Source organism: Actinomyces sp. AC-20-1, assembly GCF_023369555.1.
Lineage (GTDB): Bacteria > Actinomycetota > Actinomycetes > Actinomycetales > Actinomycetaceae > Actinomyces.
The window spans coordinates 69,656-86,289 of sequence record NZ_JACJVC010000007.1; the positions used below are offsets into that span (position 1 = coordinate 69,656).

Below are 16,634 nucleotides of genomic sequence, written 5' to 3' on the forward strand. Positions count from 1 at the left end.
GAGCGTGCCACCACCCCAACCCGGCGCACGGGCGCCGTTGGAGGCACGCTCCACCGTCGCCCCCCACCGCCCGAGGAGGAACCATGCCCACGCCCGACACCCTCGCCACCGGTAAGAAGGTCGCCGTCCTCGTCGCCCCCGGCCTGGAGGAGGTCGAGGCCCTGGCTGTCGTCGACGTCCTCTACCGCGCCGGTGTGCGCACGGACCTCGTGGCCGTGGCCGACTCGCTGGAGGTGACGAGCTCGCACCGCGTCACCTTCCTCGCCGACGTGCTGCTGGCGGACACGGACCTGGCCGCCTACGACCTCGTGCTGCTGCCGGGCGGGATCCCGGGCACCCCCAACCTGCGCGCCTCGCAGGCCGTCACCCGTGAGGTGCGCCGGCGCCTGGAGGCGGGTGAGCCGCTGGCGGCGATCTGCGCCGCCCCGTCGGTCCCGGCCGAGCTCGGCCTCCTGCGCGGGCGCCGGGCGACGGCGAACCCGGCCTTCATGCAGGTGCTGGCCGAGCACGGGGCCGAGGTGAGCGAGGAGGGCGTCGTCGTGGACGGCAACCTCCTCACGAGCCGGGGCATGGCGACGGCGACGGACCTGGGCCTGGCGGTCATCGAGCACCTGCTCGACGCCGAGGCCGCCGACCGCGTGCGCACCGCCATCGTCTACGGCTCGCGCCTGCCGTCCTGACCGGCTGGGACACGGACGGGGCCCCGAGCGGCCGGGGGCGGCGGGCCGCCGGCTGGCACCCAGGGCCGGTGAGGGCCTACGGCCCCACGGCTCGCGCTACCGCCTCAGAAGGTCACCTGGTCGGGGTCGTGGTGCTCGGCGCCGTCGTCGATCGCGGCCACGGCTGCCATCTGCTCGTCGCTGAGCTCGAAGTCGAAGAGCTCGGTGTTGGCCACGATCCGCTCGGGCGTCACCGACTTGGGCAGGACGACGACGTCCTGCTGCAGGAGCCAGCGCAGGGCCACCTGGGCGGGCGTGCGCCCAACCTCGGCCGCCACCGCGGTGAGCGCCGGGTCGCCCAGGACCGCGCCGGAGCCGAGCGGGCTCCACGCCTCGACGACGAGGCCGGCCTGACGGGAGGCCTCGGCGGCCTGCCACTGGCCGAAGCCGGGGTGCAGCTCGAGCTGGTTGACGACCGGCTGCTCGTGGGCAACGGCGAGCAGCGCCTGGAGGTGGCGGGGCATGAAGTTCGACAGGCCGATGGAGCGCGCACGGCCCTCCGCCTTGAGCTCCTCGAAGGCCCTCCAGGTGGCGGCGTTGACCTCGGCCCAGTCCTCGGGGTGCTGTCGGGAGCTCGCGGGCCAGTGGATGAGGTAGAGGTCGACGTGGTCGAGTCCGAGCAGGCGGGCGGACTCGTCGAAGGCGCGCAGGGCCTCGTCGTGGCCGCGGCGGGAGTTCCACAGCTTGGTGGTGACGAACAGGTCCTCACGGACCAGGCCGTTGTCCTCGAGCGCCTCGGCGATGGCGCGCCCGACCGCCGCCTCGTTGCCGTAGGCGGCGGCGGTGTCGATGTGGCGGTAGCCGGCGGCGATGGCGGCCTTGACAGCGGCGACGGCACGCTCGCCGTCGGCGACCTGCCAGGTGCCGTAGCCGATCGCCGGGATGGCGTTGCCGTCAGCGAGCGGGAGCGTGCCGGACAGGGAGGTGATCATTGTGGTGTCCTTCCGTGGTCGGGTGCCGTCGTCTCACGCGGCCCTGGGACGCCCCCACCGTACTCGAGCGCTGCCCGCGCCCCGGGTGTTGCGAGACTCCTCCGAGACGCCGCCCGCGCCCTCTAACCTGCCCGTGGTGACGCCCGGCGCCGCCAGCCGCGCGACCCAAGGTGCCCCATGACCCTCGCCGACCTGGACCAGCCCACCTGCCTGCTCAACGACGGGCGCACCATCCCGCTCATCGGCTACGGCACCTACCTCACCACGGACCCCGACGAGTGCGTCGCGGGGGTCCTCAGCGCCCTCGAGGCCGGCTACCGCCACATCGACACCGCTGAGGGCTACGGCAACAAGTCCCTCATCGGCCGGGCCCTGGCCGGCTCCTCGGTGGTGCGTGAGGACTACTTCCTCACCACGAAGGTCTCGCCGCGCTCCTTCGAGGACGCGCGCTCCCACGTCCTGGCCTCCCGCGACCGCCTGGGCGTGGACTACCTCGACCTCGTCCTGCTGCACTGGCCCTTCGCGAACTACTACAAGGCCTGGCGCGACCTTGAGGCGTTTCAGCGGGAGGGGGTCGTGCGCTCCATCGGCGTGTCCAACTTCGAGCCCAGCCAGCTCATCGACCTCATCGAGTTCAACGAGGTCGTCCCGGCCGTCAACCAGGTGGAGATGAACGTCATCTGCCAGCGGGTGGCCGAGCGCGGCTGGATGGAGCGCTACGACGTCGTCCCCGGGGCATGGGCGCCGCTGGGCCAGTGGTACCGCCGCGAGGTCATCGGCAACAGCACCGTCGCGGACGTCGCCCGGGCCCACGACGCCACGCCCGCCCAGGTGGCGCTGTCCTACCTCCTCGAGCAGGGCGTCGTCGTCCTGCCCAAGTCCGTGACCCCCTCGCGCATCGAGGAGAACCTCGCCGCCGCCTCGCCGCCGCCTCGCTGCGCCTGAGCGAGCAGGAGCGGGCGGCCCTGCGCGTGCTCGACCGGGGCCGGGCCATCGGCGGGCGCCCCAACGACCCGGACATGACCTACGCCGCGATGTCCTGGGGCAGGTGAGCACCCGGACCAAGGACCCCGCGGCGCAGCGGGCGGTGTGAGCCCGGTGCGCCGCCTCAGAGGGCGGCGACGACGGCGGCCTCGACCTCGGACATCGGCGCGGTCGGCTCGAAGCGGGCCAGGACCTCGCCCTGGCGCGAGACGAGGAACTTCGTGAAGCTCCACTTGATGTCGGGCGAGGAGGCGTAACCGTGGTCCTGCGCCTTGAGCAGGGCCCGCATGGCCAGCGCCCTGGCGGAGGAGCCCAGCCCCTCGAAGCCCTTGGCGACCTTGAGCCAGGTGAAGACCGGGGACTCGTCCTCGCCGTTGACCTCCACCTTGGAGAACTGGGGGAAGGTGGTGCCGTAGGTGAGGGTGCAGAACTCTCGGATCTCGGCGTCCGTGCCCGGGGCCTGCCCCCGGAACTGGTTGCACGGGAAGTCGAGGGCCTCGAGACCGGCCTCGCGGTGGGCCTCGTAGAGGCGCTCGAGGTCCTCGTACTGCGGGGTGAAGCCGCAGCCCGTCGCCGTGTTGACGATGAGCAGGACCTTGCCCTCGTAGCGGCCGAGGTTGACGTCGGTGCCGTCCTGGGCCCGGACGGTGAGGTCGCGCAGCTGTGCCATGGGGACGAGTCTGCCTCCGGCACCGACTCAGCGGACGCCGTGCCTCAGGCCCCCGAGCGGTCCGAGCCTCGCTGGGGCAGCAGCGCCAGCACGAGCAGGAGCACCCCGAGCGCTCCGAGCACGCTGATGCCGGCGGTGGCGAGGTTGATGCGCGCGCCCAGACCGATGAACAGGGTGATGAGCCCGATGCTCACGAGCAGCACGCCCCAGGTGAGCGTCCACGGCCGGACGGCGCGCGGGGCCTCAGGCTCGGGCAGGCTCGAGGCCGACCACACGCCGCCGACGACGCGTGCGGCGGGGGCGGGCTGCGCGGGGGCCGCGGGCCGGGCAGTGGGGCCGCCGGGGCCGGTGGACCCGGGCTGTGCGGCGCCCAGGGGCTCGGGGAGGGGCTCAGCCGACGGCTCGGCGAAGGGCCAGGCGGACGGGTCGGTGCGCTGCTCAGCCGGCTCCCCGGTCTGCTCTGTCTGCTCGGGCAGCGTGACAGTGGGTGGCTCGGCGGAGCCGGTGGACCCGGTGAGCTCAGCGGTCTCAGCGGGCTCTGCTGTCTCAATGCCCTCAGCGGGTCCGGTGGTGTCAGCGGTCCCGTCGGGGGAGGGGACGGAGGTGGTGGTCATGTCTCTGGCTCCTGTCAGCGTCAGGCGACGTCGTGCGACGTCCTCCAAGTGGGGTCACGGGGCGGTGGTGGCGGCGGTCGGTCCCGCCGACGCGGTAGCGGGCTCCGGGGTGGCGGTGGGCGCCGCGGTGGGCTCAGTGGTGGGTGAGGCCTCAGTCTCGGCACTGTCCGGCAGCTGCCCCGTGCGCACGCCGATCCGGGTGAGGACGCAGGCGTCGACCTGGGAGCGCGCGTTGTCCGGCAGCGTGTCGAGGCTGTCGGGACCCCGCGTCCAGACGTCGTCCTCCTCCCAGGTCTCGTCCTGGGCGAGCAGGTCGACGGCCTGCTCGGAGCACTCCCACACGTCGTCGGAGGACACGGCGGGGAAGGTCATGCCGGGCACGGGCAGCTCGTCGCCGCCGTGGACCGAGCCATCCGGCTCCTGCCAGGAGTCGACGACCCAGTAGGAGTCGTACATCCAGCCGGACCAGGTGACCTCGTTCCTGCGCTCGTCCACCCGGACACTGCCGATACCGACCTCGGCGTTGACCTGGAGGGCCTCGGCCGTGCTGCCGGCCTGGGCGGCGGGGGAGGAGATCTGCGCCTCGATGTCGAGGCCGCTCTGGAAGAGGCTGGTGCCCGGCCGGTTCTCCCCGGTCACCGAGTAGGTCGGCGCCCAGGGGAAGTAGCCGGTCTGGGACTGCTGGACGCCGGTGGAGTGCCACGTCTCGGCGAGGGTCCCGGTGGTCTCCCCGACCCCGACCTCGGCGTTGAGCGTCACGGCCTGGCCCTGCTGGGTCCACACCCGCACGCTGCCGACACCCACCGAGACGTCGATCGTCACCCCGCGGGCCGCCTCGGCGGACAGGCTCCTGAGGTCGATGGACACGTTGCCGGCGGCGTAGCTGCCCAGGTCGAGGCGGCCTCCCGTGCCCTCGAGCACGGCCTCGGTGACGACGATCCTCTCCTCATGGCTCGCGATGGTCCCGTCGAGGGCGCCCGCGCCGCTGACGACGGAGCCGACGACGAGGGAGGGCGCGGCGGACATGAGGGTGAGGAGGCCCCAGAAGGACATCCAGCCTCCGCGACGTCCCCGCAAGGCGCTGATGACGACGCCGGCGCCGAGGACGGTGGCGAGCAGGCCCGCGCAGGCGATGAGCGCGCTCATGGGGCCGAGACGGCCGGTGGTGGCGGCCCAGCCGGTGGCCGCCAGGGAGAACATCACGACGGCGAGGGCCAGGAGGCTGAGGGTGCGGCCGGGGCCGGGCACCCGCGGCCGACGGGGGGCGACGGGGGCGGGCGCTGGGGTCGCGGGCGCCTGCCACGCGGGCGGGGTGGCGGGGGCGCCCGTCCCGGGGCCGGCGGGGGCTGAGGGGCCGACGGGGGCTGAGGGGCCGACGGCGGGGGAGGGGGGCCAGGCCGTGGGAGCGGGGCCGGGGGCCGGCTCGTAGGGGGCGTGGAAGGCCCCGGTGCTCGCGGGGGCCACGGGCTGCGCCGGGCTCACGACCGGGTTCACGTCAGGTGCTGAGCCCGCTGCCTCTACGGCACCTGTCACGTCAGTGGTGCCCGCTGCGTCATCGGCGTCTGCTGTGCTCATGGTGTCCCCGGTGGTGCTGTCCGTGGTCATGGTGGAGGTCGCGGGGGCCGGCTGGGCCGGTCCATCGGGCTGTGCGAAACCGGTCGGTGCGCCTGGCTGCGGCGCACCGGGCTGCGGGGCCCTGCGCGCCCGGTGCACCTGGGTCAGCGCCCACAGCACGAGCATGATGAGCCCCACCCAGAACAGTGTGATGAGCACCCGACCGAAGGAGGAGGTGGTCCAGCCCAGCACGAACCAGGCCGGGACGAGGCCGCGCTCGCCCAGGCCGCAGCCGGTGATGAAGGCGACGACCGCGCCGGCGAGCCCGGCGTTGATGTCCCCGCCAGCCGCCTGCTCGACGTGGATGCGCCCGTCGCGCTCCTCCGGCAGGAGCGCCCAGGCCAGGCCGTAGAGCACGAGGCCGAGCCCGGAGAAGATCATGAGCACGACCCACACGCAGCGCACGAGCACCGGGTCGAGGTCCAGCCGCCGGGCGAGGCCCCCGGCGACGCCACCCACCCACCGCTCCTCGGAGCGGAACAGGCCGGTGCGCCGCACCGAGGCGAAGAAGGAGCGCAGCGGGCTCGTCCTGGGCGGGACCGCGCCGGCGCCCGGCGGGACGGCGCCCGGCTGCTGGTACCCGCCGCCCGGCGGGTACGGGCCGGCCTGCTGCCGGTACGGGTCATCCGGCTGCTGGTACGGGACCTGGTACGGCTGCCGGTAGGGGCCGTGCTGACCAGGTCGGGCACAGGGGTCCTGAGCAGCCGCGGGGCCCGGCTGCGCCTGACTGGCTCCTGCCGGGCCGGGCTGCGCGGCGCTGTCGGCCTGCTCGGGGGTGGGGATCGGGGTCTCGTCCATGACTCCATGCTCGCGCCCGCCGCCGCACCCCGACGATGGGGGGACACCCTGAACGTTCCCTGGTCGGCACCCCGGGAGAGAGGCCGGGGCCCCGGCCGCGTGCCACGATAGGCCCATGACGACGACCCCGGGACCCGTGCGCCTGCAGGGACCCCCGAGCAGCCAGGGCACCGCGGTCGGCGCGCCCGCAGCCCGGCCGCCCCTGCGCCGTCCACCGCGCTACCCCGCCCCCGCGCCCCTGCTCACCGGGCCGCGTCCCGGCCGGCTCCTCGCAGGCGTCTGCGCGGGCGTCGCCGCGCACCTGGGCGTCAGCGCCGCCCTCGTGCGCGCCGCCTTCGCGCTCGCGGCCCTCGTCGGCGGTGCGGGCCTCATCCTGTACGCGCTGCTGTGGGGCCTCGTGCCCTCCGGGGACCCCTGGGAGGAGGCCGCCGGACGCGTCCCGCCCGCCCGGGCCCGCCTGGCCTCCCGGCTGCAGGCCTCCGGTGGCGTCCCCCGCCTGAGCCCGCGCCTGGCCACGCTCCTCGGCGGTGGCGCCTTCCTCGCCGCCGCCCTGCTCGCCCTCGCCTGGCGCGCCGGGCTCCTCGACCCGGACTCCGTGCTCCTGCCCGTGCTCGTCAGCGGCGCCGGCGCGGCGCTCGCCTGGTCCCAGGTCGAGGCCGTCATCGCCCCCGACCGCGACCGCGGCGCCGTGCTGCGCCTGGCGGGCGGCGTCGTGCTCACCGCCGTCGGCATCCTCCTGTGGCTCGCCGCGGACACGCCGCCACGCGCCCTGCTCACCGGGGTGCTGACCGGTGGCGCCCTCATCCTCGGCGTCGGCCTCGTGCTCGCCCCCGTGTGGCTGTCCGCCAGCCGCGCCGTCACCCAGGCGCGGGCCGCCGAGGTCCGTGAGGCCGAGCGGGCGGACATCGCCGCGCACCTGCACGACTCCGTCCTGCAGACCCTCACCCTCATCCGCCGCCGTGCGGACGAGCCGGAGACGGTGGCCCGCCTGGCCCGCTCCCAGGAGCGCGAGCTGCGGGCCTGGCTCTACACGGACCGCCCCGCCGTGGGCACCTCCGCGGCCGACGCCGTGCGCGACCTCGTCGGAGAGGTCGAGGACCGCTACGGGGCGGAGGTCGAGCTCGTCGTCGTCGGCGACCGGCTGCCGGACCGCGACACCGAGGTGGTCGTCGCCGCCGCCCGCGAGGCACTGACCAACGCCGTCAAGCACGGGGCGCCGCCCGTGAGCGTCTACGCTGAGATGAGCGGGGACAGGCTCGAGGTCTTCGTGCGCGACCGGGGCCCCGGCTTCAGCCTCGAGGACGCCGACGCGGTCCCGGCGGACCGCCACGGCGTGCGCGAGTCCATCGTGGGCCGCATGGCGCGCCACGGCGGCACCGCGACCATCCGCCGCCTGGCCGCCGGCACCGAGGTCCACCTCGACCTGCCCGCCTCCCCGACCTGCACGGCCGCCTCCCCGGCAGCGGCCCCGACCATCCCGACCAGCCCGACCGTCCCGACCCCCTCAGGAGCAGCATGAGCGCCGCCCCCACCCCGACCGGCACGCCCCCGGACCCGGCCGACCCGACCGGCCCCCTCCCGGGGACGCCGCCCGCCGCCCGCCGCCTGCGCGTCATCGTCGTCGACGACCACGCCCTCGTGCGCGCCGGGGTCCGCGCCGAGCTCGACCTCAACGCCCCCGACCTCGAGGTCGTGGCCGAGGCCGACGACGTCGAGGGCGCCGTCGCCGCCGTCCACGCCCTCGTCCCCGACGTCGTCCTGCTCGACGTCCACCTGCCCGGGGGCAACGGCGGGGGAGGGGCCGAGGTCGTCGCCTCCTGCCACGACGTGCCCGCCACCCGCTTCCTCGCCCTGAGCGTGTCCGACGCGAGCGAGGACGTCGTCAGCGTCATCCGGGCCGGGGCCCGCGGCTACGTCACCAAGGCGATCTCCGCCGCGGACCTGGCCCAGGCGGTGCGCCGCGTCGCCGCCGGGGACGCCGCCTTCTCCCCGCGCCTGGCCGGCTTCGTCCTCGACGCCTTCGGCGCCGGCACCGGGGAGGTCGCCGTCGCCGACTCCGAGCTCGACCGCCTCTCCCAGCGCGAGCGCGAGGTCATGCGCCTCATCGCCCGCGGCTACACCTACAAGGAGTGCGCCGGCGAGCTCTTCATCTCCGTCAAGACGGTCGAGACCCACGTCTCCGCCGTGCTGCGCAAGCTCCAGCTGTCCAACCGCAACGAGCTCACCCGCTGGGCCGCCGCCCGCCGGATCGTCTGAGCCCCGCCCCGCCCACCGCCCTGCGACCGTGACCCAGAGCCCCGACACCCCCGTGACCACCACTGCGACGACCCCTGCGACCACCGTCCTGACCGCCGCCGACGTCGCCCCCGTGACCGGCCGCGCCACCCCCGGCGCCGCCCTGCGCGTGCCCGCCCTCCTGCGCCACCCGGCCACCGGACGCCTCCTGCTCGCCCACGACCTGCGGCCCGCCACCACCGCCGGCAGCGCCTGGCGGACCAGCGGCGGCGCCCTGCCGGGGGACCTGCCCAACCCCAACTCCCTGTGGCTGCGCACCAGCGACGACGACGGCGCCACCTGGTCCGCCCCCTCGCCCCTGGCCCCGGACCCCGCCACCCTGCCCGGCGTCGTCGGCCTGTCCGACCCTGTCCTCATGGCCGCCGCCACCGGCGCCCTCCACCTGCTCGCCGCCGCGAGCACCGACGTCGGGCTCTTCGGGGCCCACGCGCCCACCCGCCCCTGGCGCGCCGGCGAGGCGCCCGAGCCCGGTACCCTGCGCCTGCTGCACGCCACCAGCCACGACGCAGGCGCCACCTGGGCCTGGACGGACCTCACCGACCTGTGCCTGCCCGGCTCGGTCCTCCCGCACGGCTGCGTCCTCTTCCCCGCCTCCGGCCACGGCACCGCGCTCACCTGCGGCCCCGCCGCCGGCCGGCTCATCGCCCCGCTCGTCGCCGCCCTGCCCACGGCCCCGCAGGACGTCCTCATGCGCTCCCTGTGCCTGCTGTCCGACGACGACGGGGCCACCTGGCGCCTGGGAGAGCCCGTCCCCGTGGCTGCCGGCGCCGGACGCTCCCTCGCCGGGGGCGCGCGCACGGCCGGCACCGACGAGCACGCCGTCGCGGTCCTCGACGGCGCCACCGTGCTCATGAGCGCCCGCGACGGCTCCTACGGCGGCACCCGACTGACCAGCCTGTCCCAGGACGGCGCCACCACCTGGAGCCCCGCACAGCGCGATGAGGACGTCCCGGACCCCGGCTGCAACGCCGGCCTCGTCGCCCTCGACGGCGGCCGGGCCCTGCTGTCCCACGCCGCCGACCCGGCCGGGCGCCGCGCCGGACGCCTGAGCCTGCGCACGGCCCGGGGGCACTGGCGCGTCCTCCACGAGCTGGGCGAGGGCCCCTTCGGCTACTCCGACCTCGCCCTCCTGCCCGACGCCGACGCCCTCGTCGTCTGGGAGGCCCCCGGCCCCGACGGCTCCGGCGCGCTGCACCTCAGGCGCGTGCCCCTCGCCCGGGTGCGGACGAGGCCGGGCCGAGTCGTGGGAGGATGACCGCCGTGGACCAGCGCCTGAGCCCCCCCGCCCTCGCCGCCGCCCGCCACGTGCGCGCCTCAGGGCTGCTCGTGCTGCCCACCGACACGGTCTACGGCATCGGCTGCCTCGCCGGCGACGCCGGGGCCGTGGCCCGCCTGCTCGCCGCCAAGGGCCGCGGCCGCCAGATGCCGCCGCCCGTCCTCGTCGCCGGCCCCGACCAGCTCGACAGGATCATCGCCCACGTGCCCGCCACCGCCCGCGCCCTCATGGAGGCCTGCTGGCCCGGTGCCCTCACCCTCGTCCTCGACGCCGCCCCCGGGCTCGGCTGGGACCTAGGTGAGACGGGCGGCACCCTCGCCGTGCGCATGCCCAACCACCCCCTCGCCCTCGCGCTCCTGCGCGAGGTGGGGCCCATGGCCGTCACCAGCGCCAACCCCACCGGTGATCCCCCCGCCACCGACGCCGCCTCCGGCCGCGCCGCCTTCCCCGGCCGCGTCACCGACGCCGCCCGGACCACCGGTGAGGCCCCGGCCGACATCCTCCTGCTCGACGGCGGCCCCACGCCCGGCCCCGTGCCCTCCACCATCGTCTCCCTGGCGGGCGAGCACGCCCTCGCCCCCCTCGTCCTGCGCGAGGGCGTCATCGCCCGCGCCGCGCTCGCCGCCGTGCTCGACCCCGTCCTCACCGAGGCCGGAGCCGCCCCGCTCGCCCACGACGAGGACGCCCGCGGGTGAAGGTCTACCTCCTCGTCCTGCTCATCGCCGCTGCGGTCACCTACGTCACGGTGCCCGTCGTGCGGCACGTGGCGCTCGTGTCCAACGCCCTGACCCCCGTGCGCGCCCGCGACGTGCACACCGTGCCCATCCCCAGGCTCGGCGGCGTCGCCATGTTCGCCGGCTTCGCCACCGCCATCACCCTGGCCTCCCGCGTGCCCTACCTGCAGGCCTCCATCGACGACTCCGCCTGGGCCGTCGTCATCGGCGCCGGGATCGTGTGCCTGCTGGGCGTCGTGGACGACCTGTGGGACCTGGACTGGATGACCAAGCTCGCCGGGCAGGTCCTGGCCGCCGGCGTCATGGCCTGGCAGGGCGTCCAGCTCATCACCTTCCCCATCGGCGGGCTCACCATCGGCTCCTCGCGGCTGTCCCTCGTCTCCACCGTCCTCGTTGTGGTCGTGGCGATGAACGCCGTCAACTTCGTCGACGGGCTCGACGGGCTCGCCGCCGGCATCATCGGCATCGGCGCGGTCGCCTTCTTCGCCTACGTGTACGTGCTCACCCGCACCACCTCGCCGGAGTCCTACACCTCGCTGGCCGCCACCGTCGTCGCCGCCCTCATCGGCGTCTGCCTGGGCTTCCTGCCGCACAACTTCCATCCGGCGACGATCTTCATGGGCGACTCCGGCTCCATGCAGCTCGGGCTCGTCTCCGCCGCCGGGACCATCATCGTCACCGGCCAGGTCGACCCCGCCACCTTCGAGGGCACCACCGCCGTGCCCGTCTTCCTGCCCGTGCTGCTGCCCCTGGCCGTCCTCCTGCTGCCCCTGACCGACATGGTCATGGCCGTCGTGCGACGCACCCGCGCCGGGCACAGCCCCTTCCACCCCGACCGCATGCACATGCACCACCGCCTGCTGGCCGCCGGCCACTCCCACCGCCGGGCCGTGCTCGTCATGTACGTGTGGGCCGCGGCCGTGTCCTTCCCCGCGGCGGCCCTGGCCTTCCTGCCCTGGCGGCAGGTCGCCGTCGGCGCCGTCGTGGCCGCCTTCGCCGCCCTGCTGGTCACCGCCGACCTCATGCCCGGGGTGCGCCACGTCCTGCGCGGCGGCCGCGGCCCCGGCAGGCACGCCGCCCCTGCCCGCAGCGACCAGGAGGAGCCGTGAGCCGGGCCCCGCGTCCCGCCACCGAGACCCACGGACGGGTCTTCCGCACCGCCGCCCGGCGCGTGGGCATCGTGGGGGCCGTCCTCGTCGCCCTCAGCCTGGCCGCCGGGGCCCTGAGCGGGGGGCCGGCCTGGTCCGGCGCCCTCTGGGGCGCCGGGGCCGGGGCCGCCCTGACCGCCATCACCGTCCTCGCCCTGTGGTTCCCGTGGGAGCGCCACCCCCTGCTCGCCTCCAGCGGCGTCATGCTCTCCTTCGCGGGCAAGGTCGCCGTCATGGTCGTGGTCGTGCTCCTGCTCGGGCCCCACCGCGAGTCCATCGACCCGGTGTGGTTCTTCGTGCCCCTGGCGGCCGTCCTGCTCACCGTCACCGGTGTCGAGATCGTCACACTGGCGGCCGGCCGGACCCTCACCGTCGAGCCCGTCGCCCGCCCGGAGGACTGAGGCTGCGCCCGCAGGAGCGGGAAGGGGCCCCTCGGGGCCCGCGCCGCCCCCACGGGGGCGCTCCCGGAGGGGCGGGCGCGGCGCCCGGCCCCGCTCCGCAGGGACCTGCGACCTGGGCTATGGTTGGCCGCGGCGCCGTCCCCAGGAGGCGACGGCGCCCATCAACAAGGAGGTCTGGTGATCACGAGCGCGAGCCTCGCAGCGAGCCTGACGGCGGCCGTCGGCGCCCGCCTGCCGATGTCCGACGCCGGTGGCTTCACACCGCCGTCGATCGACGACTTCTACCCCGAGCCCTTCGCCTTCCTCGGCACCCCCCTTGAGATGAACCGGGTCATGATGGTCCGCATGCTCATGGCGGTGGCCCTCGTGCTCGTCTTCGGCATCGGCGCCTCGCGCGCCCGGCTCGTGCCCGGCCGCCTCCAGAACATCCTCGAGATGCTTATCGGCTTCGTGCGCGTCAACATCGCCGAGGAGATCCTCGGCAAGAAGCACGGCACCCAGTACGCCCCCGTGCTCACCACGATGTTCCTGGGGATCCTCTTCCTCAACATCTCCGGTGTCATCCCCGGCCTCCAGATCGCCTCCACCGGCGTCGTCGGCATGCCCCTGGTCTTCGCCCTCGTGTCCTACGTCGTCTTCATCTACGCGGGCATCCGGGCCAACGGCGTCGGCAGGTTCCTCAAGGGCACGGTCCTGCCCTCCGGCGTGCCCGGCTTCCTCGCCCCCCTCATCATCCCCATCGAGTTCCTCTCCAACCTCGTGCTGCGCCCGCTCACGCTCACCATCCGACTCATGGCCAACATGATCTCCGGGCACCTGCTGCTGAGCCTGTGCTTCATCGGCACGAACTTCCTGTTCGTCTACGCCTCCGCCGAGCTCAAGGCCGTCGGGGTCGTCACCCTGGCGGCCGGCATCGCCTTCATCCTGCTGGAGTCCTTCATCGCCGCCCTGCAGGCCTACATCTTCACCCTGCTCACCGCCGTCTACATCGAGTCCTCCGTCCACGTCCACTGACCGGCGCGAGACCCACCGCCCGCCCGGCACCCCGCCGGCACCCGACCACCACGACCCTCCCGCCCTCAGGCGCCACCACCACAAGGAGACACCATGAACATCACCGGCTCGATCACCGTCATCGGCTACGCCCTCGCCACCCTCGGCCCCGCCCTGGGCATCGGCATGGTCGTGTCCAAGACCCAGGAGGGCACCGCCCGCCAGCCCGAGGTCGCCGGCGCCCTGCGCACCAACATGTTCATCGGCGCCGCCCTCATCGAGGCCCTCGGCCTGCTCGGCTTCGCCGCCGGCTTCGTCTTCTGACCGAAGGCCCCGCCGTGACCATCGCTACCGCGGGCCCCGTGCTCGCCACCGTGCTCCCGGCGAGCGGTGCACCCGAGGGCATCGGCCTGTTCATCCCCCACCTGCCGGACCTCATCTGGGGAACGGTCGCCTTCGCGCTCATCGCCGTCGTGCTCATCAGGTACGCCCTGCCCCGCTTCAACGCGGTGCTCGACGAGCGCACCCGGACCATCGAGGAGGGCCTGGCCCTCACTGAGAAGGCCAAGGGGGACCAGAAGGACGCCGAGCTCAAGGCCGCCCGCATCGTCGAGGAGGCCCGCCGCGAGGCCGCCTCCCTGCGCGAGAGCGCCCAGGCAGAGGCCAAGGAGATCGTCACCGCCGCACGCACCGAGGCCCAGGGCGAGGCCGCCCGCGTCCTCGAGGCCGCCCGGCGCCAGGTCCAGGCCGACAGGCAGGCGGCCCAGATGAGCCTGCGCACCGACGTCGGCCTGCTCGCCTCGACCCTCGCCGAGAAGATCGTCGGGGAGCAGCTGACGGACACCGCGCTGTCCGCCCGCGTCATCGACCGCTTCCTCGACGAGCTCGACGCCCAGACCACCACGGTGGCCGCCGGCGCTGCGGGGGAGCCCCGGTGAACACCGGTACCGCCGCCTCCCGGGCCGCCGCGAGCCAGGCGTGGACCCCCGTCCTGCTCGCCGCCGGCGCGCAGGGGCTCGAGCTCGGTGAGCAGATCCTCCAGGTCGCCCACCAGGTCGCGGTCCGCTCCCTGCGCGGACCGCTCACCGACCCCGCCCGCACCGCCGACGACAAGGCGGCCCTCGCCGCGCGGCTGCTCACCGGCAGGGTGGACGAGCGCGTCGTCGCCCTGCTCCAGGCGCTCGTGCGCGGACGCTGGTCCAAGCCGGTCGACCTCGTCAGCGCCCTGCACGACCTCGGCATCGAGGCCGTCCTGTCCGGCGCCCGCACCGGCGGCACCATCAGCGCCGTCGAGCAGGAGCTCTTCGACGTCGCCGAGGTCCTGGGCCGGGACCGCGAGCTGCGCAGCGCCCTCGGGCCCTCGCGCCGCACCGAGACCGAGGCGCGCGTGCGCCTGGCCCACCGGGTCTTCGGCCCCCACCTGAGCGCCTCGGCCCTGAGCCTGCTCACCTGGTGCGTGCGCCACCACGCCGAGGGGGGCGTGCCCGCCAACCTGCGCCGCGTCACCGAGCTCGCCGCTGCCATGCAGCAGCGGGTCATCGCCGACGTCGTCACCGCGGTGCCCATGACCGCCGCCCAGGAGGAGCGCCTGCGCGCCCTGCTGGCCCGCCGTGCGGGCAGCGAGGTCGAGCTCAACACCCTCGTCGACCCCCAGGTCGTCGGTGGGGTCAAGGTCACCGTCCGTGACACCGTCATCGACTCCACCGTGCGCTCCACCGTCCTGGGACTGCGCAGCGCCCTGGTGGGCTGAGCCCACCGCACCCCACAGACACCCGCCGGGCCGCACCCGCCGACCGGCACACACGAACCACAAGGAGACGACAGATGGCAGAGCTGACCATCAGGCCGGAGGAGATCCGCTCCGCGCTCGACGAGTTCGTCGAGTCCTACACGCCCGCCGAGGTCGCCGCCGAGGAGGTCGGGCACGTCGTCTTCACCGCCGACGGCATCGCCCACGTCGAGGGCCTGCCCGGCGTCATGGCCAACGAGCTGCTCACCTTCGAGGACGGCACCGCCGGACTGGCCATGAACCTCGACGAGCGCCAGATCGGCGTCGTCATCCTCGGTGACTTCACCGGCATCGACGAGGGCCAGACCGTGCGCCGTACCGGCGAGGTCCTGTCCGTGCCCGTCGGCGACGGCTACCTCGGGCGCGTCGTCGACCCGCTGGGCCGCCCCATCGACGGCCTGGGCGAGATCGCCTCCGAGGGCCGCCGCGCCCTCGAGCTCCAGGCCCCCGGCGTCATGGCCCGCAAGTCCGTCCACGAGCCGCTGCAGACGGGCCTCAAGGCCATCGACTCGATGATCCCGGTCGGCCGCGGCCAGCGCCAGCTCATCATCGGTGACCGCAAGACCGGCAAGACCGCCATCGCCCTGGACACCATCCTCAACCAGAAGGCCGCCTGGGACACCGGCGACCCGGCCCAGCAGGTGCGCTGCATCTACGTCGCCACCGGCCAGAAGGGCTCGACCATCGCCTCGGTGCGCGCCACCCTCGAGGAGCGCGGCGCCCTGGAGTACACGACGATCATCGCCTCCCCGGCCTCCGACCCCGCCGGCTTCAAGTACCTGTCGCCGTACACCGGCTCCGCCATCGGCCAGCACTGGATGTACGCCGGCAAGCACGTCCTCATCGTCTTCGACGACCTGTCCAAGCAGGCCGAGGCCTACCGCGCCGTCTCCCTGCTCCTGCGCCGTCCGCCGGGCCGCGAGGCCTACCCGGGTGACGTCTTCTACCTGCACTCGCGCCTGCTGGAGCGCTGCGCCAAGCTCTCCGACGAGCTCGGCGCCGGCTCGATGACCGGCCTGCCGATCATCGAGACGAAGGCCAACGACGTCTCGGCATACATCCCGACCAACGTCATCTCCATCACCGACGGCCAGATCTTCCTGCAGTCGGACCTGTTCAACTCCAACCAGCGTCCCGCCGTCGACGTCGGCGTCTCCGTCTCGCGAGTCGGAGGCTCCGCCCAGATCAAGGCGATGAAGAAGGTCGCCGGCACGCTCAAGATCACGCTCGCGCAGTACCGCTCGATGCAGGCCTTCGCGATGTTCGCCTCCGACCTGGACGCCGCCACCCGCCAGCAGCTCACCCGCGGTGAGCGCCTCATGGAGCTGCTCAAGCAGCCCCAGTTCACGCCCTACCCCGTCGAGGAGCAGGTCGTCAGCGTCTGGACCGGCACCAACGGCTACCTCGACGACCTCGAGGTAGCCGAGGTCCTGCCCTTCGAGGAGTCCCTCCTGGGCTACCTGCGCCGCAGCTCCACCGTGCTCGCCACCATCCGTGAGACCGGACAGCTCACCGAGGAGACCGAGGAGCGCCTGCGCGCCGACGTCGAGGCCTTCCGCGCGTCCTACGCGGCCGGCGGCCGCCTGCTCCCGGGCGAGGTCTCCCTCGAGGAGGACGAGGCCCCCGCTGAGCGCACGGCCGAGCGGATCGTCCGCAAGAGGGGCTGA

Annotated in this window: 17 protein-coding genes; 13 read left to right on the forward strand and 4 right to left on the reverse strand. The window is 74.6% G+C overall.

Going from position 1 to position 16,634, the window contains the following annotated elements; translation table 11 throughout:
- Positions 1–83: 83 nt before the first annotated feature.
- Complete coding sequence (locus H6X67_RS05805; RefSeq protein ID WP_249368809.1) at positions 84–680, forward strand: DJ-1 family glyoxalase III; 597 nt, start codon at positions 84–86, stop codon at positions 678–680.
- A gap of 104 nt (positions 681–784) precedes the next feature.
- On the opposite strand, the gene H6X67_RS05810 is transcribed toward H6X67_RS05805, so the two are convergent.
- On the reverse strand, positions 785–1,651 hold the full coding sequence (locus tag H6X67_RS05810) for an aldo/keto reductase (protein WP_249368810.1): 867 nt from the start codon (positions 1,649–1,651) through the stop codon (positions 785–787).
- A 177-nt stretch (positions 1,652–1,828) separates the two neighbouring features.
- On the opposite strand from H6X67_RS05810, the gene H6X67_RS05815 reads away from it, so the two are divergent.
- Positions 1,829–2,596 carry an aldo/keto reductase gene (locus H6X67_RS05815; protein ID WP_249368811.1) on the forward strand — a complete coding sequence of 256 codons (768 nt, stop codon included), beginning with the start codon at positions 1,829–1,831 and terminating at the stop codon, positions 2,594–2,596.
- Positions 2,597–2,759: 163 nt separating this feature from the next.
- Here the strand turns inward: H6X67_RS05815 and H6X67_RS05820 are convergent, their stop codons facing one another.
- Genes H6X67_RS05820 through H6X67_RS11855 form a run of 3 tightly spaced genes read right to left on the reverse strand, consistent with a single transcriptional unit; the run spans position 2,760 to position 6,331 of the window.
- Positions 2,760–3,305: a glutathione peroxidase gene (locus tag H6X67_RS05820; RefSeq protein ID WP_249368812.1), complete on the reverse strand. Its 546-nt coding sequence runs from the start codon at positions 3,303–3,305 to the stop codon at positions 2,760–2,762.
- 44 nt (positions 3,306–3,349) lie between these two features.
- Positions 3,350–3,919: a hypothetical protein gene (locus H6X67_RS05825; RefSeq protein WP_249435472.1), complete on the reverse strand. Its 570-nt coding sequence runs from the start codon at positions 3,917–3,919 to the stop codon at positions 3,350–3,352.
- 54 nt (positions 3,920–3,973) lie between these two features.
- The gene (locus H6X67_RS11855) at positions 3,974–6,331 is read right to left on the reverse strand and encodes a PspC domain-containing protein (protein WP_283251326.1); all 2,358 of its coding nucleotides are present in this window, start codon (positions 6,329–6,331) and stop codon (positions 3,974–3,976) included.
- Positions 6,332–6,446: 115 nt separating this feature from the next.
- Between H6X67_RS11855 and H6X67_RS05835 the strand changes: the two genes are divergently transcribed.
- The 11 genes from H6X67_RS05835 to atpA all read left to right on the forward strand — a co-directional run bounded on the left by H6X67_RS05835 (position 6,447) and on the right by atpA (position 16,634).
- A complete protein-coding gene (locus tag H6X67_RS05835; protein ID WP_249435473.1) occupies positions 6,447–7,850 on the forward strand; it encodes an ATP-binding protein in 1,404 nt (467 codons plus the stop codon).
- Positions 7,847–8,587, forward strand: coding sequence for a LuxR C-terminal-related transcriptional regulator (locus H6X67_RS05840; protein WP_249435474.1), 741 nt, complete (start codon positions 7,847–7,849; stop codon positions 8,585–8,587). The genes H6X67_RS05835 and H6X67_RS05840 overlap by 4 nt, the downstream gene beginning before the upstream one ends.
- A gap of 28 nt (positions 8,588–8,615) precedes the next feature.
- Positions 8,616–9,881 (forward strand): exo-alpha-sialidase, encoded by a 1,266-nt coding sequence (locus H6X67_RS05845; RefSeq protein WP_249435475.1) that lies wholly within the window; start codon positions 8,616–8,618, stop codon positions 9,879–9,881.
- Positions 9,878–10,597: an L-threonylcarbamoyladenylate synthase gene (locus H6X67_RS05850; protein ID WP_249368295.1), complete on the forward strand. Its 720-nt coding sequence runs from the start codon at positions 9,878–9,880 to the stop codon at positions 10,595–10,597. Before H6X67_RS05845 ends, H6X67_RS05850 begins: the two co-directional genes overlap by 4 nt.
- On the forward strand, positions 10,594–11,745 hold the full coding sequence (locus H6X67_RS05855; RefSeq protein WP_249368297.1) for an MraY family glycosyltransferase: 1,152 nt from the start codon (positions 10,594–10,596) through the stop codon (positions 11,743–11,745). The genes H6X67_RS05850 and H6X67_RS05855 overlap by 4 nt, the downstream gene beginning before the upstream one ends.
- Positions 11,742–12,185 carry a hypothetical protein gene (locus H6X67_RS05860; protein ID WP_249368299.1) on the forward strand — a complete coding sequence of 148 codons (444 nt, stop codon included), beginning with the start codon at positions 11,742–11,744 and terminating at the stop codon, positions 12,183–12,185. Before H6X67_RS05855 ends, H6X67_RS05860 begins: the two co-directional genes overlap by 4 nt.
- 177 nt (positions 12,186–12,362) lie before the next feature.
- Positions 12,363–13,199, forward strand: coding sequence for a F0F1 ATP synthase subunit A (gene atpB, locus H6X67_RS05865; RefSeq protein ID WP_249368301.1), 837 nt, complete (start codon positions 12,363–12,365; stop codon positions 13,197–13,199).
- Between the two features lie 99 nt (positions 13,200–13,298).
- Positions 13,299–13,502 carry an ATP synthase F0 subunit C gene (atpE, locus tag H6X67_RS05870; RefSeq protein ID WP_311765843.1) on the forward strand — a complete coding sequence of 68 codons (204 nt, stop codon included), beginning with the start codon at positions 13,299–13,301 and terminating at the stop codon, positions 13,500–13,502.
- A gap of 14 nt (positions 13,503–13,516) precedes the next feature.
- Positions 13,517–14,116: a F0F1 ATP synthase subunit B gene (locus H6X67_RS05875; protein WP_396121332.1), complete on the forward strand. Its 600-nt coding sequence runs from the start codon at positions 13,517–13,519 to the stop codon at positions 14,114–14,116.
- Entirely contained in the window at positions 14,113–14,928 is an 816-nt protein-coding gene (gene atpH, locus H6X67_RS05880) for an ATP synthase F1 subunit delta (protein WP_249368305.1), read from the forward strand. The genes H6X67_RS05875 and atpH overlap by 4 nt, the downstream gene beginning before the upstream one ends.
- Before the next feature lie 74 nt (positions 14,929–15,002).
- Positions 15,003–16,634 carry a F0F1 ATP synthase subunit alpha gene (atpA, locus tag H6X67_RS05885; RefSeq protein WP_249368307.1) on the forward strand — a complete coding sequence of 544 codons (1,632 nt, stop codon included), beginning with the start codon at positions 15,003–15,005 and terminating at the stop codon, positions 16,632–16,634.

What these genes read in the sequence shown, in the direction of transcription:
- H6X67_RS05805 (WP_249368809.1), top strand. Translation starts at nt 84, where the DNA reads ATGCCCACGCCCGACACCCTCGCCACCGGTAAGAAGGTCGCCGTCCTC.
- H6X67_RS05810 (WP_249368810.1), bottom strand. Translation starts at nt 1,651, where the DNA reads ATGATCACCTCCCTGTCCGGCACGCTCCCGCTCGCTGACGGCAACGCC.
- H6X67_RS05815 (WP_249368811.1), top strand. Translation starts at nt 1,829, where the DNA reads ATGACCCTCGCCGACCTGGACCAGCCCACCTGCCTGCTCAACGACGGG.
- H6X67_RS05820 (WP_249368812.1), bottom strand. Translation starts at nt 3,305, where the DNA reads ATGGCACAGCTGCGCGACCTCACCGTCCGGGCCCAGGACGGCACCGAC.
- H6X67_RS05825 (WP_249435472.1), bottom strand. Translation starts at nt 3,919, where the DNA reads ATGACCACCACCTCCGTCCCCTCCCCCGACGGGACCGCTGACACCACC.
- H6X67_RS11855 (WP_283251326.1), bottom strand. Translation starts at nt 6,331, where the DNA reads ATGGACGAGACCCCGATCCCCACCCCCGAGCAGGCCGACAGCGCCGCG.
- H6X67_RS05835 (WP_249435473.1), top strand. Translation starts at nt 6,447, where the DNA reads ATGACGACGACCCCGGGACCCGTGCGCCTGCAGGGACCCCCGAGCAGC.
- H6X67_RS05840 (WP_249435474.1), top strand. Translation starts at nt 7,847, where the DNA reads ATGAGCGCCGCCCCCACCCCGACCGGCACGCCCCCGGACCCGGCCGAC.
- H6X67_RS05850 (WP_249368295.1), top strand. Translation starts at nt 9,878, where the DNA reads ATGACCGCCGTGGACCAGCGCCTGAGCCCCCCCGCCCTCGCCGCCGCC.
- atpA (WP_249368307.1), top strand. Translation starts at nt 15,003, where the DNA reads ATGGCAGAGCTGACCATCAGGCCGGAGGAGATCCGCTCCGCGCTCGAC.